A 22,100-nucleotide genomic window follows, 5' to 3' on the forward strand; every position below is an offset into this window, starting at 1 on the left:
GCGTCGGTTTCGCGACCGGCCACCTTCAGCCTGCCATACACCTGCGACAACGGATGCTCTACGGTCGTACGCATGACTCCTGCCGCCGGTACGGCCTCCGCCCGCACCAAGCAGACCGCCCCGGCGAAGGGCGCGGGTCCGCTGCTGCGCGCCTGGCGCGAGCAGCGGCGCATCAGCCAGCTCGAACTGGCCCTGCGGGCCGACTCGTCGGCCCGGCACATCAGCTTCGTGGAGACGGGCCGGTCCCGCCCGAGCGAGGAGTTCCTGCTCCGCATCGCGGACCACCTGGAGATCCCCGTACGGGAGCGCAACGCGCTGTTCCTGGCGGCCGGTTACGCCCCGCACTACCCGGAGACCCCGCTGGACGAGCTGAGCACGCTGCGCGAGGGCCTGGAACAGCTCCTCCAGGGTTACGAGCCGTATCCGGCCCTGATCGTGGACGCCACGTACAACGTGGTCGCCGCGAACCGCGGTATCGCGATGCTCATGGACGGCCTGGGCGAGGAGGTGCTCACGGCGCCGCTGAACGCCATGCGCCTGACCCTCCACCCCCGCGGCCTCGCCCCGAGGATCCGCAATCTCGCGGAGTGGCGCGGCCATCTGCTGCACCAGATGGAGCGGCAGATCGCCCTGCACCGCTCGGACGCGCTGCGCGAGCTGTACGAGGAGGTGGCGGCGTACCCGGTCGAGAACCCGGGTGAGAGCGCGGTGGACAACTCCCCCGTCGCCTACGTCGCCCTGCCGCTCCAGCTCGACCACGACGGCCGCACCCTCTCCTTCATCTCGTCGATCTCGACGTTCAACACACCCATGGACGTGACCGTCGCCGAGCTGGCCGTCGAGACGCTGCTCCCGGCCGACCCGGCGACGGTCAAGTACCTTCAGTCGCTGCTCCCTTGACCTTCCTCAGCTCCTGGTCATCGCGCGCAGCGCGGTGTACTGGAGCGCCGCGAACCCGGCCACGGTGACGGCCTGCATCGGGATCCACACGGTTCCCGCGGTGCTGGGACTGAACCACACGACGAGCGCGACCAGACTCATCACCGCCCACGCGAGGTTGATCTCGACCACGGCGCGCACGGGCAGCACGGGCGGCCGCTGCCGCGCGGCGAGCAGCCCCACCCCCGCCGCGAACACCACGAGCCCGGCACCGAGCGCGAGCAGCAGCCCGGACCCGACCCCGAGCAGACGCCCGAGCGGCCCGTTGGCGAGCACATAGGCCAGCCCGTTCGCCCCGGTCACCACAGCGTCCAGACCGAGGAAAAGCCGCAGCGCGGCACGGGGCTCACGGGTGCGCAGGGGACCGGCGAGGGGGGCCATCGACGAAGCGGACATGAGATCAACCTCCGAGGCGATACGGGGACGTACGGGCAGACGCTGCGAACGGGGCCGACCGCCGAGACCGAGTGCGCGGCCTCGGTGGCCGGTGCGTCCACCTTGGCGGGCAGGGGGTGGGGTGGTCGATTACGTCGGAGGTAATGCGAGCGCCCATGCGGGGTGGAGCGGGCTACACCCCAGGTGGGGAGTCTGCTGGCTCGTCCGGGACGGGGGCTGGTTGCGACCGTTTTCCTGTCAGTGCTCGGCTCAGGAAGGCGGACGGGATGTTCAGGCGGCGTACGGGCGTACCGGCAGGTGGGACAGAGGTGGGCCGGGCTGTGGCCGCTCTGGAGCTGGACGGGGTGGGTCGCGAGTACCGCAAGGGTGTGCGGGCGCTGGACGAGGTGACGCTGCGAGTTCCCGCCGGGCGGCTGGTCGCCGTCATGGGTCGTTCCGGGTCGGGGAAGTCCACCTTGCTGCAGTGCGCAGCCGGGCTCGACCGGCCGACGTCGGGGACCGTGCGGATCGGCGGACAGGATCTCGCGCGGCTGGACGAGGCCGGGCTGACACGGCTTCGGCGTGACCGGGTCGGGTTCGTGTTCCAGGCGCTGAATCTGGTGCCTTCGCTGAGTGTGCTCGAGAACGTTTCTCTGCCGCTGCTCCTTGCGGGTGGGGCCGGGGACGCGGAGCGGGAGGAGCGGGCGCGGGCCGCCCTGGCCGCGGTGGGGCTGGCCGACCGCGGCGGGGACGCCCCCGCGCGGCTGTCGGGCGGTCAGCAGCAGCGGGTGGCGATCGCGCGTGCGCTGGTGACCGCGCCCGCCGTGGTGTTCGCGGACGAGCCGACCGCCGCGCTCGACCCGGTCACGGCGGACACCGTGCTCGCGCTGCTGCGTTCGGCCGTGGACGAGCAGCGCCGGACCGTGGTGATGGTGACGCACGATCCCTCCGCCGCGCAGTGGGCGGACGAGGCGGTGTTCCTGGAGCAGGGGCGGGTCGCGGGTCGCCTGCCCGAGCCGGATGCGGCTCATGTGCGGGATGTGCTGCGGGAGTTGGCCGGTCTGCCGCGTGCGGCTGGTGTGGTGGGAGGCCGGTCGTGAGCAAGGCCTCCTCTCTCCTTGCGGCCCGCGGGCGGCAAGCGCACCGCCGGGCCTGGTACGCGGTCGTCGCCGCGCTGGTGCTGACCTCCACGCTGCTCGGCACGTTCGCCCTCATGATCGGAGCGACCGCGCTCGGGCACGCGCGCGTGGAGCGCTACGCGGGGGCGCCGGTCGTGGTGGCCGGCGATCAGACCACGCGGTACACCGCCAAGCCGTGGGGCTCGGACCCCGAGACCGTGACGGCGGCGCTCACCGAGCGGGTCCGGGTGCCCGCGACCGCCCTCGATGTGCTGCGGAAGGTGGACGGGGTACGGGCGGCCGTACCCGATGTGGTCGTGCCGGTCGTGCCGGTCGCGGCTCCGGGTGCCCGTGACCGGCTCGACGGACGGCCGTGGCAGGCCGCCCAGTTGGGTCCGTACCGGCTGCTGGAAGGGCGCGCGCCCGCGAAGGCCGGTGAGGTCGTCGTCTCCGGGCGGCAGGGCGACGGCACCTCGCCGGGCGACCAGGTGCGACTGCGGGCGGGCGGCACCGTCCGTACGTACACGGTCGTCGGTGTCGCCGAGGGGGAGGAAAGTGTCTACTTCACCGGGGCGCAGGTCCGCGCGCTCGCGGGTGACCGCGGTGCGGAGGCCGACGCGATCGGGCTGCTGCCCCAATCCGGCGTCGGAGCAGGCGAGTTGTACGAGCGTGCGCGTGCCGCACTGGACGAGGCCGGTGTCCGTGATGTCAGCGCTTCGGAGCGCGCCGAGGGCGACGCGCGGCCGCTGCGCGTCCTGACCGGTGACGGGCGAGGTCTGGCCGAGCATCTGGACGCTCCCGCCGCGCGGAGCGGCGCCTTGGAGATGCTGGCCTCCGTGGCCGCCTCCGTCGTCCTGATCGCACTGCTGGTGATCTCCTCCCTGGTGGCCCAGGCCCTGCGGCAACGCGCGGGCGAGCTGGCCCTGTTGCGTGCGGTGGGCGCCGCACCGCGCCAGCTGCGCGCCGCGGCCGGGCGTGAGGTGCTGCGCGTGGCGGTGCGTCCGGCGCTGGCGGGTGCGCTGCTGTCCGTGCCCGCGTTCCTGGGTCTTCTGCACCTGCTGCGCGGCGGCGGTGCGCTACCCTCGGGGCTCGAACTCCCCACCCCTGCCTGGCTGTTCGCGGCCCCCGTCGTGACGGCCGGTCTCACGATCGGTGCCGCACGCCTGACCGCGTTCTTCGGCTGCGCACGGGCCGCCCGGATCCGCCCGGCGCTGGCGCTCGGCGAGGCGCGGGGCGCGGCGGCGGATCCGGGACAGGGGCGTCGTATCGCCGGTGTCGTGCTGCTCGGCCTCGGCGTGAGCTCGGCGGGTGTGTCCGTGACACAGAGCGGGTCGGCGGCGGCGATGGCCGCCAGTACGGCGGCGCTCACGATGGTGATCGGCTGCGCGGTGCTCGGTCCGTGGATCGCGCGCGGTGCGCATGCGGCGGTGCGGCGCGTGCTGCGCCGGCGGGGGCCTCAAGGCAGGCTCGCGGCGGCCGAGTTGGGCGCACACCCGAGCCGCTTCGGTGCGGCGATCACGCCGATCGTGCTGGTGACGGCGTTCGTCGTGGTGCAGCTCGGTGCGGGGACCACGATGCAGCACGCCGGCGAGCGGCAGGCGAAGGCCGCGCTGCGGGCCGAGCTACAGGTGACCGGGGGCGCCGACGTGGCCGAGGTCCGGCGCATCCCCGGGGTCGGGGCCGCCACGGAGATCCTGCGCAGCACGGTGGTCGTGGCCGGCAAGGAGGCCGGCTCACCCCGGCTCGACCGGCTCCCCGTGCTCGGTGTCACACCCGCGGGCCTCACCCGGACCCTGGATCCGCAGCCCGTCGAGGGCTCGCTCGAGCGCTTGGGTCCCGGCACGGTCTCGGTGAGCGCCGACCGCGCCCGGGCGCAGGATCTGCACGTCGGTTCGCGGGTCACGGTGCGGTTCGGGGACGGCGTGCGGCGGTCCCTGAAGGTGGTGGCGGTGCATGAACGCGGCCTGGCCGTGGGCGAGTTCCTGTTCGCGCGCGCCGAACTGGCCCGGCATGTCACCTCCCCGTACGGCGGCGACGTGCTCGTGGCCACGGCCCCGGGTGCGGATGTCCCGGCCGTGCGCGAGCGCCTGAGCAGGTCCCTGGACCGCGAGGTGTCCGCGGCCCGGCCCGTCCACCTCACCCTCCCCGACCAGGCGTTGAACGACCGGCTCGGCGGGATCGCCGTCGCCGCCATCGGCGGCTTCACGATGATCGCGGTCCTGAGCACCCTCACCCTGATCGGGGTGGGCCGCCGCCCCGGGCTGCGGCTGCTGCGCCGGGTCGGTGCCGGACGGCGGCAGGTCCGCGGGATGCTGCGCGCCGAGGCGGCCGTGATGACGCTGACCGGCCTGGTGGTGGGGACGGCGGTGGCGGCGGTACCGCTGCTCGCCTTCGCCTTCGCGACCGCCCGTACGCTCCCGTATCTCCCCCTCGCCCAAGCCGCGGCCATCGCGGCGGTCGTCACGGCGACGGCCTTCGCGGGCACGCTCCTGCCGACGCGCAGAGCCTCCGGGTGAGCCGCATCCGCACCGCGCCGGGCATCGCCATCCTCGCGATGCCCGGCGCCGCGTCCCGGCGGTCGCTCGGCCCCGTTCGCCCCCGCGGCCGACCGACGCGACGCCGGGTGCCGCGCCCCGTACTCCCCGGCGCCCTGCCCCGCTCAGTGCGCGGCATCCAGCCGGGCCCGCTGGTCCGCGGAGAGTTCGAGATCGACCGCGGCCAGGTTCTCGTTCAGCTGGTCGAGCGAGGACGCGCCCGCGAGCGGGATCGTCGGGATGTCGCTGTCGATCAGCCAGGACAGGACGACCTGGTTGACGGTCGCGCCCGTCTCCTTCGCCACCTCGTCGAGCACGGCCCGGCGTGCGGTGGTGCCGGCGTGTTCGAGCGGGTAGTCCAGGGGCTTGTCGGCCCGGGTGTAGGCGCCGGCCAGGAGGGGGCTGTACGCGACCAGGGTCAGCTCGGGATGGGCCCGCACGTAGCTCTGGAGCTCCCCCGTGAAGACCCCGATGTCGCCGTCCTGCGAGAGCTGGCCGGGGATGTCGGCGCGGCGGCGGAGATACGTGTGGTGGTACTGCAGCACCTCGTAGCCGGGCAGTCCCGCGGCGGCCGCGAGAGCGCGGGCCCGCTCCACCTTCCAGCCCCAGTGGTTGCTGACCCCGAGCAGGCCGACGGTGCCCTCCTCGACGAGGGCGGCGAACCCTTCGACGGTCTCCTGGAGCGGGGTCTTCGGATCCTCGATGTGGGCGTAAAGAAGATCCAGCTTCTCCACGCCGAGCCGTTCCCGGCTGGCCTCGGCGGACTCTCGGATCGTGCGGGCGCTCAGCCCTTCGGGGTTGTCGGTGTAGCTGGTGCCGGGGGCCAGGGGCCGGGCGCCGAGCTTGGTGGCGATGACGATCTCGTCGCCGATGCCGCGGCTGCGCCGCCAGTTGCCGAGGACGGTCTCGCTCTCGCCGCCCTGCGAACCGGTCTCCCAGAACGCGTAGTTGTCGGAGGTGTCGATGAAGGTGCCGCCCGCCTCGACGAACCGGTCGAGGAGCGCGAAGGCGGTGGCCTCGTCGGTACGGGTGCCGAACAGCATGGCCCCGAGGCTGAGCACGCTCACCTCGCGGCGGGTCGCCGGACTGCTGCCGATGGTGCGGTAACGCATGGGTGTCCTCCCCGGTGGACCGCGGTGTGCGGTGCCTGTGCCGAGGAGTCTGCGTGTTGAAGTGCACGCGAAGGCAAGGGAGTTCGCGAACGAAGCCGGCGCCTCGGCCGTCGAGGCGGGCGAGGGGCCTCAGCGGTCGAGGCACGCGAGCGGCCCGCCGGCCGTGCGGGCGGTCGAGGCACACTAGGGACCCGTGGGCCGCTGGGGCGGACTCGACCCCCGGCCGTCGCCGCAGGCCGGTGGGCGCGGCGGCCGAAGCAGCCGTGCAGTCTCAGGCGTTGAGGTACGCGAGCACCGCCCGCACCCGCCGGTGTCCGCCGTCCGTCGGCGGCAGCTCCAGCTTCGCGAACACGTTCCCGATGTGCTTGTGCACCGAACGCTCGGTGATCACCAGGGACTTGGCGATGGTCGCGTTGTCGTGCCCCTCCGCCATCAGGTGCAGGACCTCGCGTTCACGCGGGGTCAGGGACTCCAGGGGCGAGTCCTGGCGGCGGCGCGAGAGCAGCTCGGTGACCACCTCGGGGTCGAGCGCGGTACCGCCCGACGCGACCCGCTCAAGGGCGTCGAGGAACTCGTCCACGCGCCCGACCCGGTCCTTGAGCAGATAGCCCACGCCGCGCGCACCCCCGCCGAGCAACTCGGCAGCGTATGTCTCCTCGACGTACTGGGAGAGGACGAGCACGGGCAGGTCGGGCAGCGACTCGCGGGCCGTGAGCGCCGCCCGCAGCCCTTCGTCGCGGAAGCCGGGCGGCATCCGCACGTCCAGCACCGCGACGTCGGGGCGGTGCTGGAGGAGCAGCGGCAGGATCTCGGGGCCGGTGGCGGCGACGCCGGCGACCTCGTGGCCCGCCGACTGCAGGAGCAGCACGAGGCCCTCGCGCAACAGGGCGTTGTCCTCGGCGATCACCACGCGCACGGCAGCTCCACTTCGATCTCGGTCGGCCCTCCGACGGGGCTGGTCAGGCTCACCCTGCCATCGAGGGCCGCGACCCTGCGCCGCACCCCGAGCAGTCCGCTGCCGGCCGACTCGTCCGCTCCCCCGCACCCGTGGTCGCGCACGAGGACGCGGAGCTTCATGGGGGTGCGCGCCAGCTCGACCTCCGCGCGGGTGGCGCCGCTGTGCTTGGCCGCGTTGGTGAGGGCCTCGGCGACCACGAAGTACGCGGCGGCCTCGACGGCGGCAGGGGCGCGGGGCCCGTCCGCCACACCGTCCGCGGACACGTCCACGGAGAGCCCGCTGGAGGCGGCGAGGGCGCGCACGGCGCCGTCGAGGCCGCGGTCGGTGAGCACGGGCGGATGGATGCCGCGCACGACGTGCCGCAGTTCGGCGAGGGCCTGCTCGGCCTGGTCCTGGGCGTCGTCGAGGAGTTTGCGCGCGGCTTCGGGGTCGCGCTCGTAGGCGCGTTTGGCGAGCCCGATCCGCATGGAGAGGGCCACGAGGCGGGCCTGGGCGCCGTCGTGCAGATCGCGCTCGATCCGGCGCAGCTCGGCCCCGTGCGCGGCGACGGCGCCCGCGCGCGTGGCGGTGAGCTGTTCCACGCGCTGGACGAGGTCGGCGCCGGGCGGCGGCTGGAGCAGCGCGCGCGACCAGGAGCAGGACAGATCGGCGAGCACGTCGAAGACGGGCAGCACGACGGGCCGCCGCCCGAGCACCCCGCACCAGATGCCGTCCACGAGGACCGCCGGCACCCAGAGGATCAGGGCCAGGTAGCTCAGGATCAGGCCGTACAGAAGCTGGGCGAGGACCCAGCGCAGGTCGCGGTAGGTGGCCGGGTCCGTGGTGGCGTGGCGCAGCCGCTCGGCCAGCGGACCGGTCAGCGGCAGATACGCCTCGGGCACGCCCTCGCCCGCACGGGCCGCGACCCGGCGCCGCTCGAAGGAGGCGAAGCGCCGCACGGTCTGCACGGTCTCGGGCAGCAGGCCGGCGCCGACGACGAGCAGCGTGGCGGCAAGGCCGAGCAGGATGAGCCCGAGCATCACGTAGCAGGCGATGCTGAGCGCGGCGCCCACGAGCAGGTGCCGGGTGGCGCGCCAGGCGCGCCCCACTGCCGCGTCCATGCTCGTCCGCCCCGCTCCGTCCATGGTCATCAGGCTAGTCGGCCGCCCGGGCCGCTCAGACCTGCGGCTTGTCGCGCAGCAGCCACAGGCCCACGGCGGAGGCGAGGAGGACGACGCCGGTGGGGATCGACACGGCGACCTGGGTCGCGCCCTCCCACAGGAAGCTGCTGGAGACGTTGACGACCAGGGCGGCGACGAGCACCAGCCAGAGCAGGGGCTTCATGAGGAACTCCGGGGGTTCGGAACGGTGGCTTGCCTGACCCATCCTTCCTGGGGCGGAGCGGCCGCCACGACGGTGCCCGCTGGTGGATCCGGGGTGGAGCGGGCTACACCCTCGTACGGGTTGCCCGACATGTGCCCTTCGTCCCACGGGCTTACCGTCGGCTCATACGTGTCCGCACGCGACATCCGTGTCCGCACGCGCCGACCGAGGGAGCCGAGCGGTGACCGACCAAGTGACCGAGCCGGGCGCCGCACTGTTGCGCGCCGGGAAGTTCTTCCGGCGCGGCACCGCCGCCCCCGACCTGCACAGCGTGCAGCTCGAGGGCGGGCGGCAGGCCGACACCTTCTACCGGGACCGCTGGAGCCACGACAAGGTCGTGAACTCCACGCACGGCGTGAACTGCACCGGTTCCTGCCGCTGGAAGGTGTACGTCAAGGACGGCATCATCACGTGGGAGACCCAGCAGACGGACTATCCGAGCGTCGGTCCCGACCGCCCGGAGTACGAGCCGCGCGGCTGCCCCCGCGGCGCCGCGTTCTCCTGGTACACGTACTCGCCGACGCGGGTCCGCTACCCGTACATCCGCGGCGTGCTCGTGGAGATGTACCGCGAGGCGAAGGCCCGCCTCGGGGACCCGGTGGAGGCCTGGGCGGACATCCAGAACGATCCGGGGCGGCGCAGGAAGTACCAGCAGGCCCGCGGCAAGGGCGGGTTGGTGCGCGCCACCTGGGACGAGGCCCTCGAAATCGTCGCGGCCGCCCACGTCCACACCATCAAGCAGTACGGCCCGGACCGCGTGGCCGGCTTCTCGCCGATCCCCGCGATGTCGATGGTCTCGCACGCGGCCGGCGCCCGGTTCATGTCGCTCATCGGCGCCCCGATGCTGAGCTTCTACGACTGGTACGCGGACCTCCCGGTCGCCTCCCCGCAGGTCTTCGGCGACCAGACCGACGTGCCCGAGTCGGGCGACTGGTGGGACGCGGCGTATCTGATGATGTGGGGCTCCAACGTCCCCGTGACCCGTACGCCCGACGCGCACTGGATGGCCGAGGCCCGCTACCGCGGCCAGAAGGTGGTCGTGGTCGCGCCGGACTACGCGGACAACGCGAAGTTCGCCGACGAGTGGCTGCACCCCCACCCCGGCACGGACGCGGCGCTCGCGATCTCCATGGGGCACGTGATCCTCAAGGAGTTCTTCGTCGACAGGAAGACCGACTTCTTCGACGACTACGTCCGCAAGTACACCGACCTGCCGTTCCTTGTGACGCTGACCGAGAAGGACGGCGGCTATGTGCCGTCGAAGTTCCTGCGCGCCAGCGACATCGGGCAGGACAGCGAGGCCGCCGAGTGGAAGACGGTGGTCCTCGACGAGAACACCGGTCAGCCCGCCGTCCCGAACGGTTCGCTGGGCTTCCGCTGGACGGATTCCGGCAAGGGCAGGTGGAACCTCCAGCTCGGCGGGATCGCCCCTCAACTCTCCCTGCACGGAACGGAGTTCGCGACCGGCGTCGAGGTCAAGCTGCCGCGGTTCGACACGGAGGGCGGCGAGCACGGCCAGGGCCGCGGCGAGGTCATGACCCGCGGCGTGCCGGCCACGCGGCTCGGCGGCCAGGACGGACCGCTCGTCACCACGGTGTTCGACCTGCTGCTCGCGCAGTACGGCGTGCAGCGCGAGGACCTGCCCGGCGAGTGGCCCGCCTCGTACGAGGACACCTCCGCCCCCGGCACCCCCGGCTGGCAGGAGGAGCTCACCTCCGTTCCCGCCGCGCAGGCCGTGAAAATCGCCCGGGAGTTCGCGCAGACCGCCGAGAAGTCCCGCGGCCGCTGCATGATCCTGATGGGCGCCGGCACGAACCACTGGTTCCACTCGGAGCAGATCTACCGCTCCTTCCTCGCGCTGCTCCAGCTCACCGGCTGCCAGGGCCGCAACGGCGGCGGCTGGGCGCACTACGTCGGTCAGGAGAAGTGCCGTCCGGTGACCGGCTGGGCGACCCTTGCGGGCGCGGGCGACTGGTCGAGGCCGCCGCGGCAGATGATCGGCGCGGCGTACTGGTTCCTCAACACCGACCAGTGGCGCTACGACAAGTTCCAGGCCGACGTGCTCGCCTCGCCGCTCGGTGAGGGCCGCTTCGAGGGGATGACGGGCGCGGACTGCCTTGCCCTGTCGGCGCGTTCGGGCTGGATGCCCTCGTATCCGACCTTCAACCGCAACCCCCTTGAGCTCGGCGAGGCCGAGGACCCCGTGGCGCATGCCGTCTCCGAACTCAAGGCGGGCACCCTCAAGTTCGCCTGCGAGGACCCCGACGCCGAGGAGAACTGGCCCCGGGTGGTCACGCTGTGGCGGGCCAACCTGCTCGGCTCCTCCGCGAAGGGCGCCGAGTACTTCACCAAGCACCTGCTCGGCACGCACTCCTCGCTGCGCGCCGAGGAGGCCGGTCCCGATGTACGGCCGCGCGATGTGAAGTGGCACGAGGAGGCCCCGGAAGGAAAGCTCGACCTGCTCCTGTCCCTGGACTTCCGGCAGACCTCCTCGACGCTGCTGTCCGATGTCGTGCTCCCGGCCGCCACCTGGTACGAGAAGCACGACCTGTCGACCACGGACATGCACCCGTACGTGCACTCGTTCACGCCGGCCGTGAACCCGCCGTGGCAGGCGCGCACCGACTTCGACACCTTCCTCGGACTGGCCCGTAAATTCAGCGAGTTGGCGCGTCCGCACCTCGGCACGCGCAAGGACCTGGTGGCCACGGCGCTCCAGCACGACACTCCGGGTGAGATCGCCCAGCCGGGCGGTGTGGTCCTGGACTGGAAGCGCGGTGAGTGCGAGCCGGTCCCGGGCCGGACCATGCCGAACCTCACCGTCGTCGAGCGCGACTACACGGCGATCGGTGAGAAGTTCGCGGCGCTCGGCCCGCTGGTGGAGAAGCTGGGCCTGCCCGCTAAGGGCATCGCGCTCCACCCCGACCAGGAAGTCGAGGAGCTCAAGGAGCGCAACGGCACGGTGCGCGGCGGCCCGGCGGACGGCCGCCCGCTCCTGGACACCGCGGTCAAGGCGGCCAACACGATCCTCGCCCTGTCCGGCACGACCAACGGGCGCCTCGCCACCCAGGGCTTCCACACCCTGGAGCAGCGCACCGGCCAGGAGATGGCGCACCTCGCCGCCGAGGCCGAGGGCAAGCGGATCACGTACGCAGACACGCAGGCCGCTCCCGTGCCGGTGATCACCTCCCCCGAGTGGTCGGGAAGCGAGTCGGGCGGACGCCGCTACACGGCCTTCACGCTCAACACCGAGCACCTGAAGCCCTGGCACACCCTCACCGGCCGCCAGCACTTCTTCCTCGACCACGACTGGATGCACGAGCTCGGCGAGGCGCTGATCGTGTACAAGCCGCCGCTGGACATGCACCGCCTGTTCGGCGAACCGCGGCTCGGCGCGGACGGGCAGAAGGAAGTCACCGTCCGCTACCTCACCCCGCACAACAAGTGGTCCATCCACTCCGAGTACCAGGACAACCTGTTCATGCTGTCGCTCTCGCGCGGCGGCCAGAACATCTGGATGTCCCCGCAGGACGCGGACGCGGTGGGCGTGAAGGACAACGACTGGATCGAGGCGGTCAACCGCAACGGTGTGGTCGTGGCCCGCGCGATCGTCTCGCACCGGATGCCGCAGGGCACGGTCTACATGCACCACGCGCAGGAGCGCACGGTGAACGTCCCGAAGACGGAGACCACCGGCAAGCGCGGCGGCATCCACAACTCGCTCACCCGGGTCCTGATGAAACCGAGCCATCTCATCGGCGGCTACGCCCAGCTGTCCTGGGCCTTCAACTACCTCGGCCCGACGGGCAATCAGCGCGACGAAGTCACCGTCATCCGTCGCCGTTCGCAGGATGTGGAGTACTGAGATGCGCGTGATGGCCCAAGTGGCGATGGTCATGAACCTCGACAAGTGCATCGGGTGCCACACGTGCTCGGTCACCTGCAAGCAGGCGTGGACCAACCGCACCGGCATGGAGTACGTCTGGTTCAACAACGTCGAGACGCGGCCCGGGCAGGGCTATCCGCGGCGGTACGAGGACCAGGAGAAGTGGCAGGGCGGCTGGGTCCTGAACAAGCGCGGCGCGCTCAAGCTGAAGAACGGCGGGCGTCTGAAGAAGCTGGCCCACATCTTCTCCAATCCGAAGCTGCCGGAGATCAAGGACTACTACGAGCCCTGGACGTACGACTACAAGAACCTCACCGACGCCCCGCTCGGCGACGACTTCCCGGTGGCGGAGCCGCGCTCGCTGATCAGCGGCAAGCCGATGAAGATCGAGTGGTCCTCGAACTGGGACGACAACCTGGCGGGCGCGGTCGAGCACGGGCCGCAGGACCCGATGGTCGAGAAGGTCCGTGAACAGGCTGCGGAGAAGGTCAAGTTCGCCTTCGAGCAGACCTTCATGTTCTATCTGCCGCGCATCTGCGAGCACTGCCTCAACCCGGCCTGCGTGGCCTCCTGCCCCTCGGGCGCGATGTACAAGCGCAGCGAGGACGGCATCGTGCTCGTGGACCAGGACCGCTGCCGCGGCTGGCGCATGTGCGTGACCGGATGCCCGTACAAGAAGGTCTACTTCAACCACAAGACCGGCAAGGCCGAGAAGTGCACGATGTGCTACCCGCGCGTCGAGGTCGGCCTGCCGACGGTCTGCTCGGAGACCTGCGTGGGCCGTCTGCGCTACCTCGGTGTGATCCTCTACGACGCCGACAAGGTGACGGAGGCCGCGTCCACCAAGGACGACAAGGCGCTCTACGAGGCCCAGTTGAAGGTGTTCCTCGACCCCGAGGACCCCGAGGTGCAGCGGGCCGCGGAGAAGGCGGGGATCCCGTACGACTGGATGGAGGCCGCGCGCCGCTCCCCCGTCCACGCGCTCATCAGCAAGTACAAGGTGGCGCTGCCTCTCCACCCGGAGTACCGGACCATGCCGATGGTCTGGTACATCCCGCCGCTCTCCCCGGTCGTGGACGCACTCACCGAGACGGGCCACGACGGCGAGGACGCGGGCAACCTCTTCGGCGCGATCGACACCCTCCGCATCCCGCTCGAATACCTCGCCGAGATCTTCACGGCGGGAGACGTGGCCCCCGTCCGCGCCTCCCTCAACAAGCTGGCCGCGATGCGCTCCCACATGCGGGCCATCAACCTCGGCGACCGGCCCGACCACTCCATCGCCGACTCGGTGGGCATGAGCGCCCGGGAGATCGAGGAGATGTACCGGCTCCTCGCCATCGCCAAGTACGAGGACCGCTACGTGATCCCGACGGCGGCGATCGGCGACGCGAAGGCCTTGGAGGAGTCGGCGGTCCCCGACACCTGTTCGCTGGACCACGCCGACGGCCCGGGCATGGGCGGCGACGGGCCCTTCGGACAGGACTCGGGCAAGAAGCAGCTGCCGCTGGTCTCGATCGAGAACTTCCACGCGGCCCGCAAGCGCCAGACCGCCGACGAGGAACCGTCCGACGTGAGGGAGCAGCAGCCGTGAGCCACGCGGTCCTCTACCAGGCAGCCGCCTTCTGCCTGTCCTACCCCGACGACGAGTTCCGCGCGCGGCTCCCGCTCCTCCGCCAAGCCGCCCCGCAGCTGCGCGAGTTCCTCGACTTCGCCGACGACAGCGACCCGACCGACCTGGCCGCTCACTACGTGAAGGTCTTCGACTTCAAGAACCGGCACAGCCTGTATCTGAGCTGGTGGCGCGACGGGGACACGCGGCGGCGCGGCATGACCCTCGTCGGCTTCAAGCAGGTCTACCGCGAGCACGGCCTGGAGTTCTCCGACGAGGAACTGCCGGACTTCCTGCCGGCCGTCCTCGAATTCTCCGCGCGGGTCGACACCCGCCTCCTCCTCGAATTCCGCCCGGGCCTCGAACTGCTCCGCCTCGCCCTCACCGACCACGGCACGCCGTACGCGGGCGTCCTTCAAGCCGTCTGCGCCACGCTGCCCGGCCCCTCCCCCAAGGACAAGGCCGCGGCGATGGCGATGGCCAAGTGCGGGCCGCCCGTCGAAACCGTCGGCCTCGAACCCTTCACCCTCGTGGGAGAGCCCTCATGAACACGCTCCTCTGGGGTGTCCTGCCGTACGTGGCCGTCGCGCTGCTCATCGCGGGCACCTTCTGGCGGTTCAAGTACGACAAGTTCGGCTGGACCACCCGCTCCTCGCAGGTCTACGAGTCCAAGCTGCTCAACATCGCCTCGCCGATGTTCCACTACGGGCTGCTCTTCGTCCTCGTCGGCCATCTGATGGGTCTGTTCATCCCCGAGTCCTGGACGGACAAGGTGGGCATGGACGAGGACCTGTACCACAAGCTCTCGCTGTACGGCGGCACGGCGGCGGGCGTGCTCGCGGTCCTCGGCATCGCGCTCCTGCTCTACCGCCGCCGCACCAAGACCCCCGTCTTCAAGGCGACGACGGTCAACGACAAGGTCATGTACCTCGTCCTCCTCGCGGCGATCGTCATGGGCATGTGGGCCAAACTCACCAACTCCAGCCCGTCCCACGGCTACGACTACCGCCTGACGATCGCCCCCTGGGCCCGCTCCTTGTTCACCCTCCAGCCCGACATCGACAAGATGGTGGGCGTCCCTCTGACGTACCAGATCCACGCCGTCATCGGCCTGCTGCTCTTCGCCCTGATCCCGTTCACACGCCTGGTCCACATGTTCAGCGCACCGGTCCAGTACCTGTTCCGCCCGTACGTGGTCTACCGCAGCCGCGACACGTCGCAGCTGGGGTCGCGGGCGGAGCGGCCGGGGTGGGAGCGGACGAAGTCCTGACCCTGGCCGGGCGAGCGGACCGAGTCCTGTTCCTGCTCGGGCAGCCGGGTGCGGCGGCGGATCGGTGAGAGCCATATCGGCAGGAAGCTGAGGGCCATCAGGACGCCACCGGTCCACAGGACCGCGCGCAGCGAGGCGAACTCGCCGATCAGGCCGGCAGCCCCCGCGGCCAGGGCCATCGACCCGGTGAACATGAAGCGGAACGTGGCGTTCATCCGGCCGAGCAGTCCCGCCGGGGTGAGCTGCTGACGCAGGCTCACCCCGAGCACGTTGCCGAGGCCGGTCTTGAACATGAAGCAGAACCAGGCGGCCGAGGCGAGCCACAGCAGGCCGCCGCCCCCGATCAGCGGGACGATCAGCGCCGCCGGTGCCGCGCAGAGGTTGGCGAGGGCAAGGCCCCTGCCGAATCCGAGACGCGCAGCGAGGACACGGGCGCAGCGCGCGCCGGCGAAGATGCCGATGCCGCCGATCGCCCAATAGAGGCCGAGCAGGCCCTCTGACAGGGCGAGTTCACGGACGAACAGCACCGGGAGCATGGTGTTGACCATCACGCTGCCCATGTTGCCGAGTGTTCCGGTCAGGACGAGGGCACGGAGTTCGGCGTCGCCGAGGACGTGGCGCAGACCCTCGGAGATCTGGGCGCGCAGGCCGGCCCGCGGCCCGGCCTGCTCCGCCGGGGCGGCGTCCGCGCTCTTGAGACGCCACAGCTGGAGTCCTGCGGCCAGATGTCCTGCCGCCGCGCACGCCAGGGCGACCGGTGCGGTGAGGAGTTGAACCAGGCCGCCGCCCGCGCCGCGTCCGGTGACGTTGCCCGCCGCCTGGAGGCTGACCAGGGCGGCGTTGGCCGGTACGAGGCTCGCGGGGCCGACGAGACGGGGCAGGGTGCTCTGCGAGGTGACGTCGAAGAACACGGTGCAGACCCCGTCGAACAGCACGACCGCGCACAGCTGGCCGAAGGTGAGGACGTCGAGCCACCAGGCCACCGGGACCGAGGCGAGCAGCGAGCCCCGGCACAGGTCCGCCGCGATCAGGACCCTGCGGTGCCGCATCCGGTCCACCCACGCGCCCGCGGGCAGCCCGATCGCCAGAAACGCGACGGTGCTCAAGGCGGCGAGCAGACCCACCTGACCGGGGCTCGCGTCGAGCACCAGGACGGCGAGCAGGGGCATGGCGACGTACGAGACGTTCGTACCGAGGACACTCAGCGTGGAGGCGGCGAACAGCGTACGGAAGTCGCGTATCCGCCAGGGAGATGCGGTGGGCATGACCGGTACGGTGCCCGGACCGCCAGGCCAGGGCCAATGTTTTAGGCTCGGCTGAATCCATGGGGAGGTGCGGCCGTGCTGGAGCTCGAGTTCACGGCGGAGGACGTGGCCCGGACCCGCTTCGCGGTCTCGCCGCTGTGGGAGGTCATCGCCGGCGTACGGGTCCTGTCCGGCTCCGACACCCAGGGGCTGCACCGGCGGTGGGCCGAGCAGACGCGTGCGCGGATCACCTCGGCGCGGCTCGATCTCACCCCGCTGACCTCCCTGCTGCCGCCCGCCGAGCAGCAGCTCCCCAGCTTCCTCAGCCCGCCGCCCACCACGCCCGGGCCCTCGCTCGACGTGGAGCTCGCCACGCTCCGGGCGACCCCGCGCGACCTGCTGCACACCGCGTCTGCGGCGGCGCGGCCCGCGGTGGAGGCGCTGCGCGCGGATCCCGGGCGGGGCCTCGGCCGGCTCACCGAGGTGATCTCCGCGTACTGGGAGCTCGCGATGGCGCCCTACTGGCCGCGGATGGCCGAGTTGCACGAGGCCGACATCCAGTACCGGGCTCGGCGCTTCGCCGAGGGCGGGACACGTCATCTCTTCGCGGATCTCGGCGAGCAGGTGACGTGGGACTCGGGGACCCTCCAGATCCACCATCTGTTCTTCCACGGCGTGCGGCCCCTGCGCGGGCAGGGGCTGCTGCTCGTGCCCTCCGTCTTCTCCTGGCCCCGGATGTGCTCCAAGACCGAGGCGCCCTACCAGCCGACCCTGCGCTATCCGCCGCGCGGGGTCGGCCAGTTGTGGGAGGCACCAACCGTCCCGGCCTCGGCCGCCCTCGCCGGGGTGCTCGGGGCCTCACGCGCCCGGCTGCTCGCCGCACTCGCCGTACCCGCCTCCACCACCGATCTGGCCGCGCGCCTCGGCCTCACTCCCGGCGGCACATCCCAGCATCTGACCGCCCTGCGCGCGGCCGGTCTCGTATCGGCGCACCGGGCCGGCCGCTCGGTCCTGTACGCGCGTACGCGGGTCGCGGAGGCGCTGGTGGCCGGGGCGGGCGGATCGGACACGGCCGCCCCGCCCGGCCCGCAGGCTCAGGCCGCCCCGCCCCTGGTGTCCTGATCGCCGGGCGCGTCCCGCTCGTCGTCCACGATCTCCGCGTCGACCACGTCGTCGGCGGACGAGGCGTCCTGCGGCTGCGCGTCCTCGGCCGACGCGTCCTGCGGCCCCCTACCGCCCGCCCCCTGCGTCTGCGCATACATCGCCTGCCCCATCCGCTGACTCACCGTCGCCAGTTTCTCCGTGGCGGCGCGTAGTTCCTCCGTGTCGGCGGCCGACTGGCCGATCACCCGCTTCAGTTCGGTCAGCGCCTCCTCGACCTCCGTCTTCGTGTCGGACGGAATCCGCTCGGCATTGTCCGCCATGAACCGCTCGGTCTGGTAAGCCAGTTGCTCCGCCGTGTTGCGAGTCTCGGCCGCCTCCCTGCGCTTGCGGTCCTCGTCCGCGTACTGCTCGGCCTCACGCATCATCCGGTCGATGTCGTCCTTCGGCAGCGCCGAACCGCCCGTGACCGTCATCTTCTGCTCGCGGCCGGTCGCGAGGTCCTTGGCCGAGACGTGCATGATCCCGTTGGCGTCGATGTCGAAGGTGACCTCGATCTGCGGGACGCCTCGGGGTGCGGGCGGCAGGCCGGTGAGGTCGAAGACGCCGAGCTTCTTGTTGTACGCGGCGATCTCCCGCTCGCCCTGGAAGACCTGGATGCCGACCGAGGGCTGGTTGTCGGTGGCGGTGGTGAAGACCTCCGAACGGCGGGTGGGAATGGTCGTGTTGCGCTCGATCAGCTTCGTCATGATGCCGCCCTTGGTCTCGATGCCGAGGGACAGCGGGGTCACGTCGAGCAGGAGCACGTCCTTCACGTCGCCGCGGATCACGCCCGCCTGAAGGGCGGCGCCCACAGCCACGACCTCGTCCGGGTTGACGCCCTTGTGCGGGTCCTTGCCGGTGAGCTGCTTGACCAGGTCGGTGACGGCGGGCATACGGGTCGAGCCGCCGACGAGGATGACGTGGTCCACGGCGGAGAGCTTGATGCCGGCGTCCTTGACCGCCTGGTGGAAGGGCTCCTTGCAGCGGTCGAGCAGGTCCTTGGTGAGCTCCTGGAACTGGGCCCGGGTGAGCTTCTCCTCCAGATGCAGCGGTCCGGCCGAACTCGCCGTGATGTACGGCAGGTTGACCGTCGTCTCGTTCGCGCTCGACAGCTCGATCTTCGCCTTCTCGGCGGCCTCGCGCAGCCGCTGCACGGCCATCTTGTCCTGGGCGAGATCGATCCCGTGCCCGTTCTTGAACTGCTTGACGAGGTGCTCGACCACCCGCTGGTCCCAGTCGTCGCCGCCCAGTTTCGTATCGCCGTTGGTGGCCTTGACCTCGATGACGCCGTCGCCGATCTCGAGGAGCGACACGTCGAAGGTGCCGCCGCCGAGGTCGAAGACGAGCACCGTCTGCTCGTCGCCGCGGTCGAGTCCGTACGCGAGCGCGGCGGCCGTCGGCTCGTTGATGATGCGCAGCACCTTGAGGCCCGCGATCTCACCGGCCTCCTTGGTGGCCTGGCGCTGGGTGTCGTCGAAGTACGCGGGCACGGTGATCACCGCGTCGGTCACCGTCTCGCCCAGGTAGGCCTCGGTGTCCCGCTTGAGCTTCTGGAGCACCCGCGCGGACAGCTCCTGGGCGCGCAGCCGGCTGCCGTCGATGGTGCCCTCGTCGGGGAAGCGCCAACTCCCGTCGCCCATATGGCGCTTCACGGACCGTGCGGTGCGCTCGATGTTGGTGACCGCCTGCCGCTTGGCGACCTCGCCGACCAGCACCTCGCCGTTCTTGGCGAAGGCGACGACCGACGGCGTGGTGCGCGCTCCCTCGGCGTTCGCGACCACGGTGGGCTCGCCGCCTTCGAGGACGGCGACCACGGAGTTCGTCGTGCCGAGATCGATACCGACCGCACGTGCCATGTCAGTCCCCTTCCCGCAACCCGCTCCCGGATCTCCAGCACAAAACTTGAGCGGCCCGTTGTCAATGGCCCGGTATGCCCCGGACGGCCGGCCCGGTTGCCCACGCCGTCTGCGGTTGTACGGTCGGGGGCATGGAGCAGCGCATCAGCCTGATCACTCTCGGAGTCACCGATCTCCCGCGCGCCAAACACTTCTACGAGGCACTCGGCTGGCGCGGCCAGGAGGTCCAGGAGACCGTCTTCTTCCAGGCGGGCGGCCTGGGACTGGTCCTGTGGGGACGGGACAAGCTGGCGGCGGACAGCGGCGTCGAGGGCGGCGCACCGGGCGTCGCCTTCAGCGGCATCGTGCTCGCGCACAACGTCCGTTCCGACAAGGAGGTGGACGCACTCCTGGCGGCCGCGGAACAGGCGGGCGGCACGATCACCAAGCCGGCCGCGGTGAACCCGGTGGGCTTCTACTCCGGCACCTTCGCCGACCCGGACGGCCATCTGTGGGAGGTGGCGCACAACCCGGGCTTCCCGCTGGCCGAGGACGGCACGCTCACACTGCCGGACTTCGGCGCGGCCTGAGGATGTGCGGCCTGAGGATGTTCCCGTACGGGCTGAGGAATTTCCGTACGGACAGAGCGGGCAGCCGACAGCGGACAGCAAGACGCCCCCGGCCCGGACACGAAGTCCGGACCGGGGGCGCCCCGGTACAGCGGCCGCTCAGGCGAGCTTGGCGCTCAGCGTGATCGTGGTGCCGGCGAGCGCCTGGCTGACCGGGCAGTTGGCCTTGGCGTTCTCGGCGGCGGCCTGGAAGGCGGCGTCGTCGATGCCGGGCACCTCGCCCTCGACGGTGAGGTGGATACCGGTGATGCCCGTGCCCGGCTGGAACGTGACGTCCGCCGAGGTGGTCAGCTTGGTGGGCGGGGTGCCCGCACCGGCCAGGCCGTGCGAGAGGGCCATCGAGAAGCAGCTGGAGTGCGCCGCCGCGATCAGCTCCTCGGGGCTGGTCTTGCCGTTCGCCTCCTCGGCGCGCGAGGGCCAGGAGACCGGCTGCTCGCCGATGCCGGACGAGTCGAAGGTGACGGTGCCGGCGCCCTCCATGAGGGAGCCTTCCCAGACGGTGTGTGCGCTGCGCGTGGTGGCCACGGCGGTTCCTTCCTCTGCGGGACGTCAGCGGACGGGTTGTTGGACGTCCGCCCTTATCCGACCACATCCGCCGCGGTGCTCGCGATCAGGTCACGCGGAAAACGGGACCATTGCGGGTGAACGGCACCGGTCAGGGCCTCAGACCGGCTGCGCGGCGCGTACCTTGCGGGCCGACATCCACGCGTAGACGAGCACGCCCGCGAAGAGGAACAGCACGCCCTGGTACACGGGTTGGTAGCCCGCGCCCGCCACCAGCCACATCGAGAAGCCGAAGGCGGCCAGGGCGATCAGGGAGTCCGCGGCAAGCCGGCCGCGATTCACCAAGTCTCCCCGGCCGCACAGCAGGTGGTAGATCTGGGCGGCCGCGGCCAGGAGGTAGGGGACGGTCGCCATGAACGTCGTGACCGTGACGAGGAGGGTGAAGACCCCGTCCGCGCCGGCCGCGTACTGGTAGATCGTCAGAAGCGAGGCGAGGGTGACGGTGACGCCCACGCCGACGGTCGGCACACCGCGCGCCTTGTGCGTGAAGACCTGCGGGAACAGTCCGTCCTTCGCCGCCGCGTACGGGGCCTGGGCGCTGAGCAGGGTCCAGCCGTTGAGCGCGCCGATGATGGAGATCACCGCGGCCCAGGCGACGAGGGTGCCGCCCCAGGTGCCGTCGAACATGACGTTGACCGCGTCCGAGAAGGGCGCGGTGGAGCTCACGACCTGCTCATGCGGCAGCATGCCGAACACGGCGAGCGTGCCGAGCAGATACACGACCGCGGCGCACAGCAGGCCGAGGACCGTGGCGCGTCCGACATTGCGCCGCGGGTTGCGCACCTCGCCCGCGCTCATCGCGGCCGACTCCACGCCCAGGTACGAGAAGAGCAGGATCGCGGCGGCCGCGGAGATCGCGCCGAGCGGGCTCTCGCCGTCGGCGAGGAACGGACCCAGGTTGCCGGAGTCGAAGAAGAACAGGCCGCCGATCGCGACGAGCAGCAGCGGGGCGAACTTCAGGACGGTGGCGACGAGTTGGACGGCGCCCACGTACCGCGTACCGGCGAAGTTGGCGAAGCCCGGCAGCCACTGCACCACGAGCGCCGCCAGACACATGGACCACTTGTGCTCGACCACGGCGGGGAACAGCACGCCGAGGTAGCCGACCGCGATGACGGCGAGGGCCGCGTTGGAGACCCAGGCGGTGATCCAATACGACCAGGCCGCGAGGAAACCGGCGAAGTCGCCGAAAGCCTCACGGGCGTAGACGTACGGGCCGCCGGTGCGCGGGTCGCGCCGCGCGAGCCGGCCGAAGACCAGCGCGAGCGCGAGCGCGCCGAGGGTGAGCACGCCGAAGGCGACCAGGGCGATCGTGCCGTAGGGGGCCACCGACGCGGGCAGCAGGAAGATGCCGCCGCCGACGATGTTGCCCATCACCAGGCAGGTGGCGATGGGCAGTCCGAAGCGCCGGGCGTGCTTGCTGCGCTCGTCCGGCTCGTCGGGTGCGTCGAGTACGCCGTGCTGGTGCGGCGCGTCGGCCGGCTGGGGTCCTGGGGTGCGGTCCATGCGGACACGCTGC

At 71.5% G+C, this 22,100-nt stretch carries 18 protein-coding genes; 9 read left to right on the forward strand and 9 right to left on the reverse strand.

What is annotated here, in order from left to right; translation table 11 throughout:
• The first annotated feature begins 72 nt into the window (after window positions 1–72).
• Window positions 73–900 carry a helix-turn-helix domain-containing protein gene (locus tag BLT97_RS04175; protein ID WP_093607245.1) on the forward strand — a complete coding sequence of 276 codons (828 nt, stop codon included), beginning with the start codon at window positions 73–75 and terminating at the stop codon, window positions 898–900.
• Between the two features lie 6 nt (window positions 901–906).
• On the opposite strand, the gene BLT97_RS04180 is transcribed toward BLT97_RS04175, so the two are convergent.
• Window positions 907–1,335: a hypothetical protein gene (locus BLT97_RS04180; RefSeq protein WP_093607246.1), complete on the reverse strand. Its 429-nt coding sequence runs from the start codon at window positions 1,333–1,335 to the stop codon at window positions 907–909.
• A 266-nt stretch (window positions 1,336–1,601) separates the two neighbouring features.
• On the opposite strand from BLT97_RS04180, the gene BLT97_RS04185 reads away from it, so the two are divergent.
• Both BLT97_RS04185 and BLT97_RS04190 read left to right on the forward strand, forming a co-directional pair.
• Window positions 1,602–2,414, forward strand: coding sequence for an ABC transporter ATP-binding protein (locus BLT97_RS04185; protein WP_093607247.1), 813 nt, complete (start codon window positions 1,602–1,604; stop codon window positions 2,412–2,414).
• A complete protein-coding gene (locus BLT97_RS04190) occupies window positions 2,411–4,948 on the forward strand; it encodes an ABC transporter permease (RefSeq protein WP_093607248.1) in 2,538 nt (845 codons plus the stop codon). Before BLT97_RS04185 ends, BLT97_RS04190 begins: the two co-directional genes overlap by 4 nt.
• Window positions 4,949–5,091: 143 nt before the next feature.
• On the opposite strand, the gene BLT97_RS04195 is transcribed toward BLT97_RS04190, so the two are convergent.
• From BLT97_RS04195 to BLT97_RS37745, 4 genes are all read right to left on the reverse strand, one after another.
• Window positions 5,092–6,078 (reverse strand): aldo/keto reductase, encoded by a 987-nt coding sequence (locus BLT97_RS04195; protein ID WP_093607249.1) that lies wholly within the window; start codon window positions 6,076–6,078, stop codon window positions 5,092–5,094.
• A gap of 271 nt (window positions 6,079–6,349) precedes the next feature.
• Window positions 6,350–6,994: a LuxR C-terminal-related transcriptional regulator gene (locus BLT97_RS04200; protein ID WP_093607250.1), complete on the reverse strand. Its 645-nt coding sequence runs from the start codon at window positions 6,992–6,994 to the stop codon at window positions 6,350–6,352.
• Window positions 6,982–8,136, reverse strand: a complete 1,155-nt coding sequence (locus BLT97_RS04205; protein WP_176953673.1) for a sensor histidine kinase — start codon at window positions 8,134–8,136, stop codon at window positions 6,982–6,984. The genes BLT97_RS04200 and BLT97_RS04205 overlap by 13 nt, the downstream gene beginning before the upstream one ends.
• A gap of 55 nt (window positions 8,137–8,191) precedes the next feature.
• On the reverse strand, window positions 8,192–8,359 hold the full coding sequence (locus BLT97_RS37745) for a hypothetical protein (RefSeq protein WP_176953635.1): 168 nt from the start codon (window positions 8,357–8,359) through the stop codon (window positions 8,192–8,194).
• A 220-nt stretch (window positions 8,360–8,579) separates the two neighbouring features.
• On the opposite strand from BLT97_RS37745, the gene BLT97_RS04215 reads away from it, so the two are divergent.
• The 4 genes from BLT97_RS04215 to narI are packed head-to-tail and all read left to right on the forward strand — an operon-like array spanning window position 8,580 to window position 15,166.
• Window positions 8,580–12,263: a nitrate reductase subunit alpha gene (locus tag BLT97_RS04215; protein ID WP_093607252.1), complete on the forward strand. Its 3,684-nt coding sequence runs from the start codon at window positions 8,580–8,582 to the stop codon at window positions 12,261–12,263.
• Between the two features lies 1 nt (window position 12,264).
• Window positions 12,265–13,878 (forward strand): nitrate reductase subunit beta, encoded by a 1,614-nt coding sequence (gene narH / locus BLT97_RS04220; RefSeq protein WP_093607253.1) that lies wholly within the window; start codon window positions 12,265–12,267, stop codon window positions 13,876–13,878.
• The gene (narJ, locus tag BLT97_RS04225; RefSeq protein WP_093607254.1) at window positions 13,875–14,444 is read left to right on the forward strand and encodes a nitrate reductase molybdenum cofactor assembly chaperone; all 570 of its coding nucleotides are present in this window, start codon (window positions 13,875–13,877) and stop codon (window positions 14,442–14,444) included. Before narH ends, narJ begins: the two co-directional genes overlap by 4 nt.
• Window positions 14,441–15,166 (forward strand): respiratory nitrate reductase subunit gamma, encoded by a 726-nt coding sequence (gene narI / locus BLT97_RS04230; RefSeq protein WP_093607255.1) that lies wholly within the window; start codon window positions 14,441–14,443, stop codon window positions 15,164–15,166. Before narJ ends, narI begins: the two co-directional genes overlap by 4 nt.
• Here narI and BLT97_RS04235 read toward each other — a convergent pair.
• A complete protein-coding gene (locus BLT97_RS04235) occupies window positions 15,094–16,431 on the reverse strand; it encodes an MFS transporter (protein WP_093607256.1) in 1,338 nt (445 codons plus the stop codon). The two genes, narI and BLT97_RS04235, sit on opposite strands and share 73 nt — an antisense overlap.
• Before the next feature lie 75 nt (window positions 16,432–16,506).
• Between BLT97_RS04235 and BLT97_RS04240 the strand changes: the two genes are divergently transcribed.
• Window positions 16,507–17,532, forward strand: coding sequence for an ArsR/SmtB family transcription factor (locus BLT97_RS04240; RefSeq protein WP_093607257.1), 1,026 nt, complete (start codon window positions 16,507–16,509; stop codon window positions 17,530–17,532).
• On the opposite strand, the gene dnaK is transcribed toward BLT97_RS04240, so the two are convergent.
• Window positions 17,505–19,409 carry a molecular chaperone DnaK gene (gene dnaK, locus BLT97_RS04245; RefSeq protein WP_093607258.1) on the reverse strand — a complete coding sequence of 635 codons (1,905 nt, stop codon included), beginning with the start codon at window positions 19,407–19,409 and terminating at the stop codon, window positions 17,505–17,507. The genes BLT97_RS04240 and dnaK overlap by 28 nt on opposite strands.
• 131 nt (window positions 19,410–19,540) lie before the next feature.
• Between dnaK and BLT97_RS04250 the strand changes: the two genes are divergently transcribed.
• The gene (locus BLT97_RS04250; RefSeq protein ID WP_093607259.1) at window positions 19,541–19,978 is read left to right on the forward strand and encodes a VOC family protein; all 438 of its coding nucleotides are present in this window, start codon (window positions 19,541–19,543) and stop codon (window positions 19,976–19,978) included.
• A gap of 138 nt (window positions 19,979–20,116) precedes the next feature.
• On the opposite strand, the gene BLT97_RS04255 is transcribed toward BLT97_RS04250, so the two are convergent.
• Both BLT97_RS04255 and BLT97_RS04260 read right to left on the reverse strand, forming a co-directional pair.
• On the reverse strand, window positions 20,117–20,542 hold the full coding sequence (locus BLT97_RS04255) for an OsmC family protein (protein ID WP_093607260.1): 426 nt from the start codon (window positions 20,540–20,542) through the stop codon (window positions 20,117–20,119).
• A 138-nt stretch (window positions 20,543–20,680) separates the two neighbouring features.
• Window positions 20,681–22,087 carry an amino acid permease gene (locus BLT97_RS04260; RefSeq protein WP_093607761.1) on the reverse strand — a complete coding sequence of 469 codons (1,407 nt, stop codon included), beginning with the start codon at window positions 22,085–22,087 and terminating at the stop codon, window positions 20,681–20,683.
• Between the last annotated feature and the right edge of the window lie 13 nt (window positions 22,088–22,100).

Source organism: Streptomyces indicus (assembly GCF_900100315.1).
In the GTDB taxonomy this organism is placed as follows: Bacteria; Actinomycetota; Actinomycetes; order Streptomycetales; family Streptomycetaceae; genus Streptomyces; species Streptomyces indicus.